The sequence below is a fragment of the Vibrio sp. dhg genome, assembly GCF_003443775.1.
Taxonomy (GTDB): Bacteria; Pseudomonadota; Gammaproteobacteria; order Enterobacterales; family Vibrionaceae; genus Vibrio; species Vibrio natriegens.
Genome location: NZ_CP028943.1, coordinates 2,580,194 through 2,596,372, shown reverse-complemented (window position 1 = coordinate 2,596,372; position 16,179 = coordinate 2,580,194). Strand labels below are relative to the sequence as shown.

At 45.4% G+C, this 16,179-nt stretch carries 12 protein-coding genes; 9 read left to right on the top strand and 3 right to left on the bottom strand.

Annotated elements, in window-relative coordinates; all coding sequences use genetic code 11:
* Positions 1-97 precede the first annotated feature (97 nt).
* The 9 genes from rimP (at position 98) to DBX26_RS11950 (ending at position 11,831) form a co-directional block, all read left to right on the top strand.
* Entirely contained in the window at positions 98-553 is a 456-nt protein-coding gene (rimP, locus tag DBX26_RS11990; protein ID WP_014232887.1) for a ribosome maturation factor RimP, read from the top strand.
* A 36-nt stretch (positions 554-589) separates the two neighbouring features.
* On the top strand, positions 590-2,077 hold the full coding sequence (gene nusA / locus DBX26_RS11985; protein WP_020333905.1) for a transcription termination factor NusA: 1,488 nt from the start codon (positions 590-592) through the stop codon (positions 2,075-2,077).
* A 20-nt stretch (positions 2,078-2,097) separates the two neighbouring features.
* Positions 2,098-4,812 carry a translation initiation factor IF-2 gene (gene infB, locus DBX26_RS11980; RefSeq protein WP_118119305.1) on the top strand — a complete coding sequence of 905 codons (2,715 nt, stop codon included), beginning with the start codon at positions 2,098-2,100 and terminating at the stop codon, positions 4,810-4,812.
* 114 nt (positions 4,813-4,926) lie between these two features.
* Positions 4,927-5,322 carry a 30S ribosome-binding factor RbfA gene (rbfA, locus tag DBX26_RS11975; protein WP_014232884.1) on the top strand — a complete coding sequence of 132 codons (396 nt, stop codon included), beginning with the start codon at positions 4,927-4,929 and terminating at the stop codon, positions 5,320-5,322.
* On the top strand, positions 5,322-6,266 hold the full coding sequence (gene truB / locus DBX26_RS11970; protein ID WP_118119303.1) for a tRNA pseudouridine(55) synthase TruB: 945 nt from the start codon (positions 5,322-5,324) through the stop codon (positions 6,264-6,266). The genes rbfA and truB overlap by 1 nt, the downstream gene beginning before the upstream one ends.
* Positions 6,267-6,414: 148 nt before the next feature.
* On the top strand, positions 6,415-6,684 hold the full coding sequence (gene rpsO, locus DBX26_RS11965) for a 30S ribosomal protein S15 (RefSeq protein WP_014232882.1): 270 nt from the start codon (positions 6,415-6,417) through the stop codon (positions 6,682-6,684).
* 333 nt (positions 6,685-7,017) lie between these two features.
* Positions 7,018-9,153, top strand: coding sequence for a polyribonucleotide nucleotidyltransferase (pnp, locus tag DBX26_RS11960; protein WP_014232881.1), 2,136 nt, complete (start codon positions 7,018-7,020; stop codon positions 9,151-9,153).
* Positions 9,154-9,351: 198 nt separating this feature from the next.
* Complete coding sequence (gene nlpI, locus DBX26_RS11955) at positions 9,352-10,269, top strand: lipoprotein NlpI (protein WP_118119301.1); 918 nt, start codon at positions 9,352-9,354, stop codon at positions 10,267-10,269.
* A 215-nt stretch (positions 10,270-10,484) separates the two neighbouring features.
* Entirely contained in the window at positions 10,485-11,831 is a 1,347-nt protein-coding gene (locus DBX26_RS11950; RefSeq protein ID WP_118119299.1) for an MATE family efflux transporter, read from the top strand.
* A 54-nt stretch (positions 11,832-11,885) separates the two neighbouring features.
* On the opposite strand, the gene DBX26_RS11945 is transcribed toward DBX26_RS11950, so the two are convergent.
* The 3 genes from DBX26_RS11945 to DBX26_RS11935 all read right to left on the bottom strand — a co-directional run bounded on the left by DBX26_RS11945 (position 11,886) and on the right by DBX26_RS11935 (position 15,956).
* Positions 11,886-12,764, bottom strand: coding sequence for a U32 family peptidase (locus DBX26_RS11945; RefSeq protein ID WP_162889698.1), 879 nt, complete (start codon positions 12,762-12,764; stop codon positions 11,886-11,888).
* 20 nt (positions 12,765-12,784) lie between these two features.
* Positions 12,785-13,798, bottom strand: a complete 1,014-nt coding sequence (locus DBX26_RS11940) for a peptidase U32 family protein (RefSeq protein WP_014232877.1) — start codon at positions 13,796-13,798, stop codon at positions 12,785-12,787.
* Between the two features lie 118 nt (positions 13,799-13,916).
* Positions 13,917-15,956 (bottom strand): bifunctional diguanylate cyclase/phosphodiesterase, encoded by a 2,040-nt coding sequence (locus tag DBX26_RS11935; protein ID WP_020333899.1) that lies wholly within the window; start codon positions 15,954-15,956, stop codon positions 13,917-13,919.
* Positions 15,957-16,179 lie beyond the last annotated feature (223 nt).

The window sequence follows — 16,179 nt, the reverse complement described above, 5'->3', positions numbered from 1 at the left end:
GGGGTTTTTTGTTATCTGAGTTTTTTAAAAATCTCAGATTGCTGCTTGGTTTTTTGATTGGGCTCTGAGCCCTTTTTTTGTTTCTGGAGTGGTTTAAATGACTGGTTTAGAAAGACAACTTACTGAAATGCTTGAAGCTCCTGTTGAGGCGTCGGGCTATGAGTTGGTTGGATTAGAATTCATTCGAGCAGGCGCGCACTCAACGCTACGCATCTATATTGACCATGAAAATGGCATTAACGTGGACGACTGTGCAGAAGTTAGCCACCAAGTAAGTGCGGTACTAGACGTTGAAGATCCAATTTCTGTTGCTTACAGCCTAGAAGTGTCTTCTCCAGGTTTAGAAAGACCGCTTTTCAAAGCAGCACATTACGAGCAATTTATTGGTCACGAGGTCAGCATCGTTTTGAAAATGGCTGTAGCAAACCGTCGCAAGTGGAAAGGTATTATCCACAGCGTTGATGGCGAAACAGTGACAGTTACTGTTGAAGGCCAGCAAGAAGAGTTTGCTTTAAGTAATATTTCAAAAGCTAACCTGATCCCTAAATTTTAGTTCCCTAAAAAAGTTTAAGCTTAGAGGCTAAATACAATGAGTAAAGAAATTTTAGCGGTAGCAGAAGCGGTATCGAACGAAAAAGCGGTACCTCGTGAGCGTATCTTTGAAGCTCTTGAGATTGCTCTAGCAACTTCTACAAAGAAAAAATACGAAATCGAAATCGACGTACGTGTTGCTATTGACCGTAAAACGGGTGAATTCGTGACTTACCGTCGCTGGTTGGTGGTAGATAATGTTGAAAACCCAACCAAAGAGATCTCTCTAGAAGCTGCACAATATGACGATGAGTCAGTTGAGCTAGGCGATTACGTAGAAGACGAGATCCAATCAGTAACGTTTGACCGTATTACGACTCAAACTGCTAAGCAAGTTATCGTACAAAAAGTTCGTGAAGCTGAGCGTGCACAAATCGTTGAGCAGTTCATTGATAACGAAGGTGACCTAATCACTGGTGTTGTTAAGAAAGTAAACCGCGACACTATCGTACTTGATCTAGGTAACAACGCAGAAGCGGTAATCCTACGTGATGACCAACTTCCTCGTGAAAACTTCCGTCCAGGTGACCGTGTTCGTGGTCTTCTGTACAAGGTTGCTCCAGAAGCGCGTGGTTTCCAACTGTTCATCACTCGCTCTAAGCCTGAAATGCTAGCAGAGCTATTCCGTGTTGAAGTGCCTGAAATTGCTGAAGACATCATCGAGCTTAAAGGCGCGGCGCGTGATCCAGGTTCTCGTGCGAAGATCGCAGTGAAAACTAACGACAAGCGTATTGACCCTGTTGGTGCGTGTGTTGGTATGCGTGGTGCACGTGTACAAGCGGTTTCTGGCGAGCTTGGCGGTGAGCGTATCGATATCGTGCTTTGGGATGATAACCCAGCTCAGTTCGTAATCAATGCAATGGCTCCAGCTGATGTTGCATCTATCATCGTTGATGAAGATGCGCACGCAATGGATATCGCGGTTGAAGCAGATAACCTAGCACAAGCTATCGGTCGTAATGGCCAAAACGTTCGCCTTGCGTCTCAGCTAACTGGTTGGGAACTGAACGTAATGACAGTAGCTGATCTTCAGAAGAAACACGCTGAAGAATCACAAGCGTCTATCGAAAACTTCATGAAGTACCTTGATATCGAAGAGGACTTCGCACAGCTACTTGTTGAAGAAGGTTTCTCAACATTAGAAGAAGTTGCTTACGTACCAGTAAACGAGCTACTTGAAGTCGATGGCCTGAATGAAGAGCTAATCGAAGAGCTACGTGGTCGTGCGAAAGATGCACTAACAACAATCGCATTAGCGCAAGAAGAGTCTTTTGAAGGTCTGGAGCCGGCAGAAGATCTACTAGGACTTGAAGGTCTTGAGCGTGAAATGGCATTTAAATTGGCAGCAAAAGGTGTAGCAACACTTGAAGATCTTGCTGACCAAGGCATTGACGATTTAGAAGGTATTGAAGGCCTGACCGAAGAGCGTGCAGGTGAGCTAATTATGGCCGCACGTAACATCTGTTGGTTCGGCGAAGAAGCATAATTCAGCAAGGAGGAAGCGGCATGACACAATTAACAGTTAAAGCACTGAGTGATGAGATTGGTACGCCAGTCGACCGCTTGATTGAACAACTTGCTGACGCTGGCATTAAAAAGGCGAGCTCTGACAATGTTACTGATGAAGAGAAGCAGCAGCTTCTCTCTCATCTGAAAAAAGAACACGGTGATAAGTCTGGCGATTCAGAGCCTACTCGCCTTACGCTACAGCGTAAAACTCGTAGTACACTTAGTGTAAACGCGGGTGGTGGTAAGAGTAAGAATGTTCAGGTTGAGGTGCGCAAGAAACGTACATACGTGAAGCGCAGCACAATTGAAGATGAAGCGAAACGTGACGCTGAAGAAGCGGCAAAACGTGAAGCAGAAGAAGCAGCAAAACGCGCAGCTGAAGAAGCCGCAAAGCGTGAAGCTGAAGAAGCTGTAAAACGTGAAGCTGAAGAAGCTGCAAAACGTGACGCTGAAGAAAAAGCGAAACGTGAAGCTGAAGAAAAAGCGAAACGAGACGTTGATACGAATGCACAACGTGAAGCTGAAGAAAAAGCGAAACGTGATGCTGAAGAGAAAATTAAGCAAGAAGCAGCGCGAAAAGAGGCCGACGAGCTTAAACGTCGTCAGGAAGAAGAAGCTAAGCGTAAGGCTGAAGAGGAAAGTCAGCGCAAGCTTGAAGAAGCTCGCGAATTGGCTGAAAAGAATAAAGAGCGTTGGTCTGCTGCAGAAGAGAAAAAGGGTGATATGGAAGATACAGATTACCATGTAACGACTTCACGATACGCACGTGAAGCGGAAGATGAAGCAGATCGCAAAGAAGAAGCTGGTCGTCGTAAGAAGAAGAAAAAACCTTCTCAAAAGGATGATCAAGCTCGCAATGGTGGTCGTACCCAACGTGGCGGTAAAGGCGGTCGTAAAGGCAAGCTAGCTAAGCCAACATCAATGCAGCATGGCTTTGATAAGTCAGCAACAGTTGCTAAACAAGATGTTGTGATTGGTGAAACTATCGTCCTATCAGAACTTGCTAACAAGATGTCTGTGAAAGCAACAGAAGTTATCAAAGTGATGATGAAGATGGGCGCAATGGCGACTATCAACCAAGTTATCGATCAAGAAACAGCTCAGCTTGTGGCTGAAGAAATGGGTCACAAAGTTGTTCTTCGTAAAGAGAACGAGCTAGAAGAAGCGGTTCTATCTGACCGTGACACGAATGCAGAAGCGGTTCCTCGTGCTCCAGTTGTAACTATCATGGGTCACGTAGACCACGGTAAAACATCAACACTGGACTACATCCGTCGTACACACGTTGCTTCAGGCGAAGCGGGTGGTATTACTCAGCACATCGGTGCATACCACGTTGAAACTGAAAACGGCATGATCACGTTCCTTGATACTCCTGGACACGCGGCGTTTACTGCAATGCGTGCTCGTGGTGCTCAAGCAACAGATATCGTTGTACTTGTTGTTGCAGCAGATGATGGCGTAATGCCACAGACAGTAGAAGCTATCCAGCACGCGAAAGCGGCAGGCGTACCTTTGATTGTTGCAGTGAACAAGATCGATAAAGAAGATGCTAACCCAGACAACGTTAAGAATGAGCTAGCTCAATACGACGTAATCCCTGAAGAGTGGGGCGGTGAGAACATGTTCGTTCACATCTCTGCAAAACAGGGTACAAACATCGACGGTCTACTAGAAGCAATCCTTCTACAATCTGAAGTTCTAGAACTTACAGCAGTAAAAGAAGGCATGGCATCTGGCGTAGTTGTTGAATCACGTCTAGATAAAGGTCGTGGTCCAGTAGCAACAGTACTTGTTCAGTCTGGTACGCTAAACAAAGGCGATATCGTTCTTTGTGGTCAGGAATACGGTCGTGTTCGTGCAATGCGTGACGAACTAGGTCAAGAAATCACAGAAGCTGGCCCGTCTATCCCAGTTGAGATCCTAGGTCTTTCTGGTGTGCCTGCATCAGGTGACGAAGCAACAGTAGTACGTGACGAGCGTAAAGCGCGTGAAGTTGCAAACTACCGTGCTGGTAAGTTCCGTGAAGTGAAACTTGCTCGTCAGCAGAAATCTAAACTAGAGAACATGTTCTCTAACATGACTGCTGGTGAAGTTGCTGAATTGAACGTAGTTCTGAAAGCAGACGTACAAGGTTCTGTTGAAGCTATCGCTGACTCACTACTTAAACTGTCAACTGACGAAGTTAAAGTGAACATCGTTGGTTCAGGTGTTGGTGGTATCACTGAGACAGATGTAGTACTAGCAGAAGCTTCAAATGCAATCATTCTAGGCTTTAACGTACGTGCTGATGCATCTGCTCGTCGTGCGGTTGAAGCAGCAGCTGTTGACCTACGTTACTACTCAATCATTTACCAATTGATTGACGAAGTGAAACAGGCAATGGGCGGTATGCTTGCTCCAGAATTCAAGCAAGAGATCATTGGTCTTGCTGAAGTACGTGACGTATTTAAGTCACCGAAACTGGGCGCAATCGCTGGCTGTATGGTTACTGAAGGTCTGATTAAGCGTAACAACCCTATCCGTGTTCTACGTGATAACGTTGTTATCTACGAAGGTGAACTAGAGTCACTACGTCGCTTTAAAGATGACGTTCAAGAAGTTAAGAATGGCTACGAGTGTGGTATCGGCGTTAAGAACTACAACGATGTTCGCGTTGGCGACCAAATCGAAGTATTCGAAATCGTTGAAATCAAACGTACTCTAGACTAATTGACTAAGATTACTCATATTGTCTTTGATAGATAAGTAGTAATTGGTTGTTGAATACACCATGGGGGGCTGGCTTAGACCAACCCCCCATTCTTTCTATATAAGAGAAAAGATATGTCAAAAGAATTTAGCCGCACGCAGCGCGTTTCACAGCAGCTGCAAAAAGAACTTGCCATGATCCTGCAGCGTGAAGTTCGTGATTCACGCTTGGGTATGGTTACTATTTCAGATGTTGAAGTATCTCGTGACCTTGCTTATGCCAAAGTCTTCGTTACTTTCCTATGTGTAGGCGAGCAAACTCCAGAATCATGTCTAGCAGCGCTCCGTGAGCATGAAGTGCATATCCGCATGATGCTAGGTAAGCGTATTCGTCTGCGCCTTACTCCAGAAATTCGCTTCCACTACGACAATACTCTTGTTGAAGGTATGCGCATGTCTAACCTTGTGTCTGAAGTGGTTAGTGCAGATAAGCAAAAGCAAAAAGATTCTGGTCGTGAGGACGAAGAATAATGGCTCGTCGTCGTAAAGGTCGTCCAATCAATGGCGTTATCCTGTTAGATAAACCGACAGGTATCTCATCTAATGATGCGTTGCAAAAAGTGAAGCGCATTTACTTCGCTGAAAAAGCGGGTCATACGGGTGCATTGGATCCTCTAGCGACGGGCATGTTGCCGATCTGTTTGGGAGAGGCAACAAAGTTTTCTCAGTTCCTATTGGATTCAGACAAACGCTACCGAGTGATCGCGAAACTGGGTGAACGTACCAACACATCAGACTCTGATGGTGAAATCGTAGAAACTCGTCCGGTCGATGTGGATCTTGAGAAGCTAGAAGCGTGCATTGACAAATTCCGTGGTGAATCGGATCAAGTACCTTCAATGTTTTCAGCGTTGAAATACCAAGGTAAACCGTTGTACGAGTATGCGCGTAAAGGAATCGAAGTTCCGCGCGAATCTCGTAAAATCACGGTCTACGAAATCATCCTTCATCGTTTTGAAGGTGATGAAGTCGAGATGGAAGTACACTGTTCAAAAGGTACATACATTCGAACCATCGTCGATGACCTTGGTGAAATGTTAGGCTGTGGCGCTCATGTCACTATGCTTCGCCGTACTGGTGTTGCTAAGTACCCATATGAGAAGATGGTTACGCTTGAGCAACTTAACGAGTTACTGGAGCAAGCACACCGCCAAGAGGTCGCGCCACGTGAGCTTTTGGATCCGCTGCTTATGCCAATGGACACAGCGGTAGAAGATCTACCAGAAGTGAACCTGATACCAGAGCTTGCGGACATGGTTCAACATGGTCAACCGGTTCAAGTAAGTGGTGCTCCTACCGAAGGTTCTCTTCGCCTTACCATGGGAGAAGAGCGCTTATTCATCGGTGTTGGCGAGATGAACAACGACGGAAAAATCGCACCAAAACGTTTGGTGGTTTTTCGTGACGAAGAGTAATTTCGCACTACTTGAAAAATACCGGCCTTAGCGCCGGTATTTTTTATTGCGTGAATGCGGAAACTTCCCTATAATTCGCGCTTCTCGTGTCGGCTGAATCAGAGATTGGCTGGCACAAATATTAACTTACTCTTATTAGGAGAGAATTATGTCTCTGAATGCAGAAACTAAAGCAGCAATCGTAGCAGAATACGCACAATCTGAAGGCGACACTGGTTCACCAGAAGTTCAAGTAGCTCTACTTACAGCTTCTATCAACCACCTACAAGGTCACTTCAAAGCGCACAAAGGCGATCACCACAGCCGTCGTGGTCTTCTACGTATGGTTTCTCGTCGTCGTAAGCTTCTAGATTACCTAAAAGGTAAAAACCTAGCTCGCTACCAAGACCTAATCAAGCGTCTAGGCCTACGTCGCTAATCAGCGACTGCTTAGCAGTTTGTCGAAAAAGGGGCTTTATGCCCCTTTTTTGTTGCCTAAATTTAGCCAAATCATCCTTAAGCCGTTATAATACTGGCGGCTTAATCTTTTGATGCGGTTCTAGATAAGTGAATGGTCACTGTTTAGAACAGTACATCAGATTTTTCACTAAACTCTTTGCATTACAGTCAACCTCGTCGACCAAAAGGTCGCGGCTATTAAAAAGAAATTTGTTTGAGTTTCTTTTCACTAGTCGCGATTCGTAATGCCTTGAGTGTTTATTAACACACCTAAGCGGCTGATTGTCAGCGCGTTTAGAAACAAGGAATAACAATGTTCGAAAAACCAGTTGTTAAAACGTTCCAGTACGGTAACCACACGGTTACTCTAGAAACTGGCGTTATCGCACGTCAAGCTACAGCAGCAGTTATGGTTACAATGGACGATACAGCAGTATTCGTTTCAGTTGTAGGTAAGAAAGAAGCAGTTGCTGGTCAAGACTTCTTCCCTCTAACAGTAAACTACCAAGAGCGTACTTACGCTGCTGGTAAAATCCCTGGTGGTTTCTTCAAGCGTGAAGGTCGTCCATCTGAAGGCGAAACGCTAACAGCTCGTCTAATCGACCGTCCAATCCGTCCGCTATTCCCGGATGCATTCAAAAACGAAGTACAAGTTATTGCTACGGTTGTTTCTGTAAACCCTGACGTTCAGCCAGATATCCCAACAATGATTGGTACGTCTGCGGCACTAGCTATCTCTGGTATTCCATTTAATGGTCCTATCGGTGCAGCACGTGTTGGTCACATCGACGGTCAACTTGTTCTTAACCCAAGCCAAACTGAACTAGATGCATCTCGTTTGGATCTTGTTGTTGCGGGTACAGAGTCTGCAGTACTGATGGTTGAGTCAGAAGCTGACAACCTAACTGAAGAAGAAATGCTAGCAGCGGTTGTTTACGGTCACGATCAACAACAAGTTGTGATCAACGCAATCAACGAATTTAAAGCTGAAGTTGCAACTCCAGCTTGGGATTGGGTTGCTCCAGAAGAGAACACAGTACTTAAGAACAAGATTGCTGAACTCGCAGAAGCTAAGCTTGTTGAAGCTTACCAAATCACTGAGAAGATGGCTCGTTACGACCGTATCCACGCGATCGCAGCAGAAGTTAACGAAGTGCTACTAGCTGAAGATCCAGAAGCGGATACGAAAGAAATCCACACTATCTTCCATGACCTAGAGAAGACAGTAGTACGTCGTAGCATCATCGCGGGTAACCCACGTATCGATGGTCGTGAGAAAGACATGGTTCGTGCGCTAGACGTACGTACTGGTATTCTTCCACGTACTCACGGTTCTGCTCTATTCACTCGTGGTGAAACTCAGGCGATCGTTACAGCAACTCTTGGTACGCAGCGTGACGCGCAAATCATTGATGAACTGACAGGTGAGCGTAAAGATCACTTCCTACTACACTACAACTTCCCTCCATACTGTGTAGGTGAAACTGGTTTTGTAGGTTCTCCAAAGCGTCGTGAAATCGGCCACGGTAAACTAGCTAAGCGTGGTATCGCAGCAGTAATGCCATCTGTTGACGAGTTCCCATACACAGTTCGTGTTGTATCAGAAATCACTGAATCTAACGGTTCATCTTCAATGGCTTCTGTATGTGGTACTTCTCTGGCTCTTATGGATGCTGGTGTGCCAATCAAGTCTTCTGTTGCGGGTATCGCAATGGGTCTTGTTAAAGAAGGCGACGATTTCGTTGTTCTTTCTGACATCCTTGGTGACGAAGACCACCTAGGTGACATGGACTTTAAAGTAGCAGGTACTAACACTGGTGTTACTGCACTTCAAATGGACATCAAGATCGAAGGTATCACTAAAGAAATCATGCAAATTGCGCTTAACCAAGCACAAGGTGCACGTAAGCACATCCTATCTGTAATGGATGAAGCGATTTCTGGTGCTCGTGATGATATCTCTGAGTTCGCTCCGCGTATTCATACAATGAAGATCAGCGCTGAGAAGATCAAAGATGTTATCGGTAAAGGTGGCGCAGTTATCCGTGCTCTAACTGAAGAGACAGGTACAACTATCGAAATCGAAGACGACGGTACGATCAAAATTGCAGCGACTGAAGGCGCAGCAGCGAAAGAAGCGATCCGTCGTATTGAAGAGATCACTGCTGAAGTTGAAGTTGGCCGTATCTACACTGGTAAAGTGGCACGTCTGGCAGACTTTGGTGCATTCGTAACAGTACTTCCAGGTAAAGATGGTCTAGTGCATATTTCTCAAATCGCAGAAAAACGTGTTGAGAAAGTGTCAGACTACCTAACTGAAGGTCAGGAAGTTCAAGTTAAAGTTCTTGAAATCGACCGTCAGGGCCGTGTACGTCTAAGCATGAAAGAAGCAGTAGAAAAGCCAGCTGAAGAAGCAGCGGCTGAAGCACCTGCTGCTAAAGACGAGTAATCTAATACTCGACTTTCGGTCTTTTATTAGCTTAAGGGCCTGAAAGCATGCTATAAAAGGGGAGCAATTTTGCTCCCCTTTTTTTGTTTTGTTTCGAGGCGTTTACCCTCAGGTGAGGCAATTTATTCTACTATTGCATATAAAGATAAGGCATAAGAGAAACAGACTCGGAGCAGTCCAAATTAGGAGTATCAATTAGTGAAATGGTTTCAAACCGCAAGTTTATGTGTTGCTATCGTGCTGACCGGTTGTGCAAATACTTCTCAGCAATCGGCCATGCAGTGGGTTTACCCACCAATGGCGGTACCTCTGCAGCCTAGCGTGCAGCAAGAGGTGCAAATTGCGCGTTTATCTCAGCTTCTTCAACGCCCTGATCTGAGTGATGAAGTTCGTGCAAAAATGCACTATGAGCGCGGCAATTACTATGACAGTGTTGGCTTACGTGACCTTGCTCGTTTGGATTTCAACCAATCTTTACAATTGAACCCTGCTCAACCTGATATCTTCAATCTATTAGGGGTTTACTTTACTCAGGTTGGAGAGTTTGATGCCGCTTATGAAGCGTTTGATTCAACCTTAGAGCTGGCTCCTGATAACACGTATGCCGAAAGAAACCGTGCCATCGCATTGTATTATGGCGGCCGGATTGAACTCGCTCTGGAAGACATGAATAAGCACTATGAAGAGATGCCAAGCGATCCATTTCGTGCGTTGTGGCTTTACATCATTGAAGCTGAACAGGATCCGGAGCAAGCAAAAGCGAATCTGAAGAAGCACTATCAACGAGATCGAAGTGAAGAGTGGGGATGGGTCTTAGTGGCCATTATGCTGCGTGACGTTTCAGATGAGCAAGCGCTGAAATTGATCATGGATGGTACACGAGAGAACTACCGTCTTGCTGAGCGACTCACGGAGACTTACTTTTACTTAGGGAAGCGTCATCAGTTACAAGGCGATTTGGCGAGTGCAATATCACTGTATAAATTGGCGATATCCTTCAACGTTTATGATTACGTAGAGCATCGGTACTCATTTCTCGAGTTAGCTCAGATTTATGAGCAGTTGCAGCAGGACAGGATGGCTAAGCTCAAAGCTGAGCAACAACCAGATAACTAGTCTAAAGCCGCTCACTGAGCGGTTTTTTGATGCTGGCGTGACTCGACGAATATTCTTTTCCGGTAAGTAAAGGCGAGTGTCTTCTCTGGTTAGTCTTGCGTGATTAGAGCTCATCACGTTTCCTATTCGTGTTTTGTTATACATGTGTTTGTCCAGACAGAACAAAATAATTATTAATATTAATTGGTTAGCTTTGCTAACTGCTGGTGGTTGTTATGCAAGGCTCGATATATAGACAGTTTTGGAAGTACACGATTCCAACCATTGCTGCCATGTTGGTGAATGGTTTGTATCAAGTGATCGACGGCATTTTTATTGGCCGCTATGTTGGTGCTGATGGGCTGGCTGGAATCAACGTGGCGTGGCCTGTGATTGGGACAATCTTAGGCGTCGGCATGATGGTTGGCGTCGGCACGGGGGCTCTTGTTTCCATCAAGCGTGGTGAACAAGACCAAGACGGCGCCAAGCGCATTTTATCTACCGGGTTATTATTACTCGCCGCATTGATGCCAGTCGTTGCTACGGTTCTTTTCTACTTTGCGGACGATTTTATTCGTTGGCAAGGGGCGCAAGGTCAAGTATACGAGCTAGGTCTACAGTACTTACAAATATTGATTGTGTCGTGCATATTCACGCTTGGATCGATCGCTGCGCCATTTTTATTGAGAAACGATGATAGCCCTAACTTAGCCACGATACTGATGGTGACAGGTGCTGCGATAAACATCTCGCTAGATTATGTCTTTATTGCTTGGTTGGGGTGGGAGTTGACTGGTGCTGCCATTGCAACTGCGTTGGCACAGATGGTCGTGACGGTTCTTGGTATTGGTTACTTCTTCAGTTCTAAAGCCAAGCTGCGCTTACGTTTTAGCGATCTGCAAGTACAGCTTGATATTGTGCCTAAGGTCGTGATGATCGGAAGCTCGAGCTTTTTTATGTACGCTTACGGCTCGATCATGGTGGCACTGCATAATTCGTTGTTTGCTCAATATGGCAGTGCGTTATTGATTGGTGCGTATGCGATTCTCGGTTATATCGTCACGGTTTATTTCTTAGTTGCAGAGGGCATTGCTAATGGCATGCAGCCTCTGGTGAGCTATAACCATGGGGCGCGTAATCCGCAAAATATTCGTAAGCTGCTAAAGATAGCCATGGGCACCGCGGTGCTGGGAGGCTTTGCTTTTGTTACCTTGTTGAACGTTTTCCCTTATGAGGTCGTTTCGGTCTTTAATAGCTCGGATCAGCAGTTAATTGAAAGTGCAGTGATGGGTATCCGCTTTCACATGTTTGCCTTGTTCTTAGATGGTTTCTTAATGGTCTCGGCCGCGTATTATCAGTCGATGAACAAAGGCAGTAAGGCGATGTTCATTACAGTTGGTAATATTATGGTTCAGCTACCATTTCTGTTTATCATGCCTAAAATATTCGGAGTGGTGGGGATTTGGATTGCCTTCCCATTGTCTAACATTGCGTTAAGTTTGGTCGTAATGAGTATGTTGTGGCGTGATGTGAAGAAGTTGCTCAGTGAGAGCCTAGTTGAACCTAGCATGCAATCGTCTTGACAGAAACAAGCAAAATAAAGCGAGGTATTGGCCTCGCTTTATGTATATCTAGAGTCAGATATTTTTGACGTCCAGACCTGCTAGTTGGTGCCAGTAACCATTGCATTGACGGTCTTCGAGTTTCTGAGGTTTTTCGCCCTGTTCATTGGCACGGAATTGATCTAATTCCGATAGGGTGCTGATACCAAGTGGGCTAAGTCGTACCACATCCACTAATCCCTGCATGCCAGGTAAGTCATTGATTAAGTTGTAGCAGTAACCAGACTGAGTTTGGATGCCATTAAGGTTGAAAACTTCCTGGCCCTCTTGGCTGCTTACCTGAATGCCTGTCGGGTACTTAATGCAGCAGGTCTCGCAATCGTCTTTTGCGCGGTTTTCAGCGCGCGCTGTAAAGCAACGAGCCGAGTAGGCCAGTGGCAGATAACCATGGCTGAACACTTCCACTTCAAATTTATTGCGGATACCAAGACTCTCACATTGCGCTAATGTATCACGTAACCAATCACGCGACAGTTCCACAGGCATACACCAGCGCGTCATACCCTGTTTCAGGAATAGGTTTAGTGTATGGGCGTTATAGGTATTAATCGCCGGGCCAACAACAAACGGCACTCGGTGCTCTGCGGCTAGCTGAACCGCAGAAACATCATTGGCCTCAATCGCGAAATCACCATTATCGATGTATTTCTTCATGATGTTGACTTCACTTGGTGCTTCCAGCAACGCCATGGTTGATAGCACGACCTGTTTACCCGCAGCGGAGAGTTCTTTTGCGATATCAAACCAATGGGCTGGTTTCATTTCTCGTCGTTTAGAGCAGACCGTTTCACCTAGATAGATGATGTCCGCGGTACTCTCTTTTGCTTGCTGATAGAATGCTTCCACATCTTGTTTTGGCCAGAAATAGAGTAATGGACCAAGTGCGTATTTCATTGAATTTTCCATTTTTACCTCTACTGCCATTGGCGGTGATAAGCGCCTAATGTGGTTTGCGTGCCTTCTGATACGTTAGCTAACGTTGCATTCCAGGCTTCTTCCACTTGGTACGCGGCAGGGTTTGCCTGATAACGGTCAATCGCAGCTCGCCAAGTGCGAGTTACTTGTTCTACGTAAGCAGGGCTTCGCTGACGGCCTTCAATTTTTACTGACGCAACATTGGCTGCAAACAGTTCCGGAAGCATAGACAGCGTATTCAGGCTGGTTGGCTCTTCCAGTGCGTGGTAGCGCTTTTTCTCACCTTCGATTTCCGCTTCAAAGCGGCCTTTACATAAGGTCGGATAACCCGCGTTTTCCCCTTCGCTGTAACGGTCAATCAGAATGTTATTGAGTCGCGATTCCAAACCTTGCTCGGTCTCTTGCCAGCGTACGTATTTTGCTGGTGAGCAAGCGCCAACGGTATTCGGTGATTCACCCGTCATGTACGACGATAAATAACAGCGGCCTTCAGACATGATGCATAAACTACCAAAGGCAAACACTTCTAGCTCTACATCGCTTGTGATATTACGCGATAACTGTTTAACCTGATGAATAGACAGGACTCGTGGCAGTACGACACGTTTAACGTTGAAATTCTGTTTATAGAACTCAATGGCTGCCACATTGGTGGCTGAGGCTTGTACTGATAGATGAAGCTCTAACTCTGGGTATTTTCGCGCCGCATACTCCAATACCGCGATGTCAGCGACGATAAGAGCATCAACGCCCAATGATGCGGCGTTGTCTACGGCATTTGTCCAGCGTTCAAAACCATTTGGATGGGCAAATGTGTTGAGCGCTACGTGGATTTTTTTGTTGCGGTCGTGAACGTATTGCACCGCTTTCTCTAGCTTCTTGCCATGAAAGTTTAATCCAGCAAAGTGACGTGCATTGGTATCGTCTTTAAAGCCGATGTACACGGCATCTGCGCCACAATCAATAGCAGTCTTTAATGCAGGCAGGTTGCCCGCAGGACACAAGAGTTCCATATGCTCATAATCATTGAGAAAAAGGTGTTCGCATTTTATGAAGGATTATGAATAGCAAAATTGACCTAAGTTAGGTTTAGCTCAATAAACTCAATATTTACTCTTTGGGAGTAACGAGTTAATTCTTGTGACGACGATTTTGTACAAAGAGCTCTTCAATTTCGTGTTTAGGTTGCGGGCGGTAAAAGTGGAAGCCCTGAATCGAGTGACATTGCAGGTTTGAAAGCAACGTCGCTTGCTGATGGGTTTCGACCCCTTCCGCGACCACGGATAAATCTAAGGATTTACCCAGGTTGATGATGTTTTCGATAACGGTTACTTGTTTAGGCAGTGTGTCAATATCACTAATAAAAGCGCGGTCTATTTTGAGCTCATCAATAGGGAAGCGGGCTAAGTAAGAGAGAGACGAGTACCCGGTTCCAAAGTCATCAATCGACAGGGCAAATCCCAGCTTTTTGATGGCGTTTAACATTTGCAATGTATGTTCACTGTCGCTCATTACGGCGCTTTCTGTTAGCTCAAACGTAATACAGCTTGGATCCAGCTCTGTCGTGCGCAGTAACTTTTCCATAAAGTCGATAAGTTGTGGGTTGCCAAACTGCTCAGGAGATAAGTTAATCGCGACGCGCCCTGGCAAAACGCTTTGCTGCTTCCAGCGTTTTACTGTATTGAAAACATCACGCATCACCACTCGTCCAAGGTGCTCGATCAACCCCGCTCGTTCGGCGACAGGAATGAATGCACCAGGGCTAATATAGCCTTCGACAGGGTGTTTCCAGCGCACCAGTGCTTCTGCACCATTGATACTGAAATCGCGCGCGTTTACTTTTGGTTGATACCAGACTTCCAAACCATTTTGCTGCAGTGCTTTTTGTAGCTCAATTTCCAGCCACAAACGCATGCGCGCTTCTTTATTCATTTGATCGTTGAATTTGATCAGTCGGTTTCGCCCGCGATCTTTCGCCTCGTACATCGCAGTATCGGCGTTTTGCAGTAAAATTCTGGCATCTTGGCCATCTTCTGGATAGCGGACACTGCCAATTGAACAAGCAAGACGTTTACTAAAGTGATGTAGATCGAAAGGCTGGTTGATCAGAGAAATAATGCGATCCGACAGAATTTCAGCCATTCGTGCATTTTCAGGCTCCGGTAACAGAATACCGAATTCATCACTCCCCAGGTGCCCAAGAATTGCCTGACTTGGTAATAATCGCTTCAGGCGTGCTGAGACCTCTTGGATCACTTTGTCACCAATATGATGGCCCAGTGAATCGTTGATATTTTTAAAGTTATCGATATCCAGATAGAAGAGCAGTAGTGGTGTCTGCTTTTTGATCAGTTGTTCCAGGCGTTTAGTAAAACCAAAACGGTTGTACAACTTGGTCAGGGAGTCAATATTCGCATCTTCACCCAAAGACGCCGATAAATTCTTGGGTGCATTGTCGGCATCCTGAATCAAAATGATTTGTGAGGCACTACCCAGAATGGCCGTTGAATCAGCATGAAGCTGTACTTTACGCTCAAACCCACATCGCGCGCTGGTTAGGCAAATAAAAGGTTTGTCAGAAATCAGTGTACTTAAAGGGTGGCCGAAGACTTTTTTAGTATTTTCATCAATGAACAAACGGCTAAGCTTTTCGCCAAGCAGATCATGCGGTGAGTTTATCCCGAGCAACCTTGCCGATGCTGGATTCGCCGAAATAATCACATCTTCTTCGATAAGTAATAAACCATCGGGCAAAAGTTGGGTGAGTTTGGCAAACTTGCTCTCTGACTCTTCTAGGGAGCGGACAAGAATTTGTTTCTCTGAGGTATCGACAGCATGAAAAACCACATGCCGGATTTCATTACCCTCATATACAGGCGACAAACTAAAATGCAGGCTGGTTTCTAGATCAGTTTCATCCAGAGTAATCTCGGCTTCTATATGCGTACCATCGAAAGCGCGCTGATAATAAGGCGCTAGCTTTTTATAGAACTGCTCTCCCAAAACGTGAACATCGTTGAGTCCGATGATCTCGGCATTACTCAATCCGGCGATATCACAATAGCGATCACTCACCATTCGATAATTGTGTTTTTTATCAAGGATGGCGAAAAAGAAAGGGCTATTTGAGGTTAGCGTGGCAAACCAATGTTGTAATTGCTGGGAAGGCATTAGGTTGTTACCGATCTCCGATGAGCCAGATTGCTCGCCCGTTTTAAACGTGCTAGTTGAAAAAAGTCGCTACGGTGACGTTCAAAGAGTTAACCGACCACCATTCGTTAAGTCATTGACTTATTTGAATTGCGTTGTTAATTGCCACCAAAATACGGTCGTTCACTATAACTTTGAAAATAGAGTTGTTAAAGCGTTTATCTCATTGTTCTCATCAATAATA

Bases quoted from the DNA above. Each gene is read 5' to 3' on its own strand.
- rimP (WP_014232887.1), top strand. From the start codon at position 98: ATGACTGGTTTAGAAAGACAACTTACTGAAATGCTTGAAGCTCCTGTT.
- nusA (WP_020333905.1), top strand. From the start codon at position 590: ATGAGTAAAGAAATTTTAGCGGTAGCAGAAGCGGTATCGAACGAAAAA.
- infB (WP_118119305.1), top strand. From the start codon at position 2,098: ATGACACAATTAACAGTTAAAGCACTGAGTGATGAGATTGGTACGCCA.
- rbfA (WP_014232884.1), top strand. From the start codon at position 4,927: ATGTCAAAAGAATTTAGCCGCACGCAGCGCGTTTCACAGCAGCTGCAA.
- truB (WP_118119303.1), top strand. From the start codon at position 5,322: ATGGCTCGTCGTCGTAAAGGTCGTCCAATCAATGGCGTTATCCTGTTA.
- rpsO (WP_014232882.1), top strand. From the start codon at position 6,415: ATGTCTCTGAATGCAGAAACTAAAGCAGCAATCGTAGCAGAATACGCA.
- pnp (WP_014232881.1), top strand. From the start codon at position 7,018: ATGTTCGAAAAACCAGTTGTTAAAACGTTCCAGTACGGTAACCACACG.
- DBX26_RS11950 (WP_118119299.1), top strand. From the start codon at position 10,485: ATGCAAGGCTCGATATATAGACAGTTTTGGAAGTACACGATTCCAACC.
- DBX26_RS11945 (WP_162889698.1), bottom strand. From the start codon at position 12,764: ATGAAATACGCACTTGGTCCATTACTCTATTTCTGGCCAAAACAAGAT.
- DBX26_RS11940 (WP_014232877.1), bottom strand. From the start codon at position 13,798: ATGGAACTCTTGTGTCCTGCGGGCAACCTGCCTGCATTAAAGACTGCT.
- DBX26_RS11935 (WP_020333899.1), bottom strand. From the start codon at position 15,956: ATGCCTTCCCAGCAATTACAACATTGGTTTGCCACGCTAACCTCAAAT.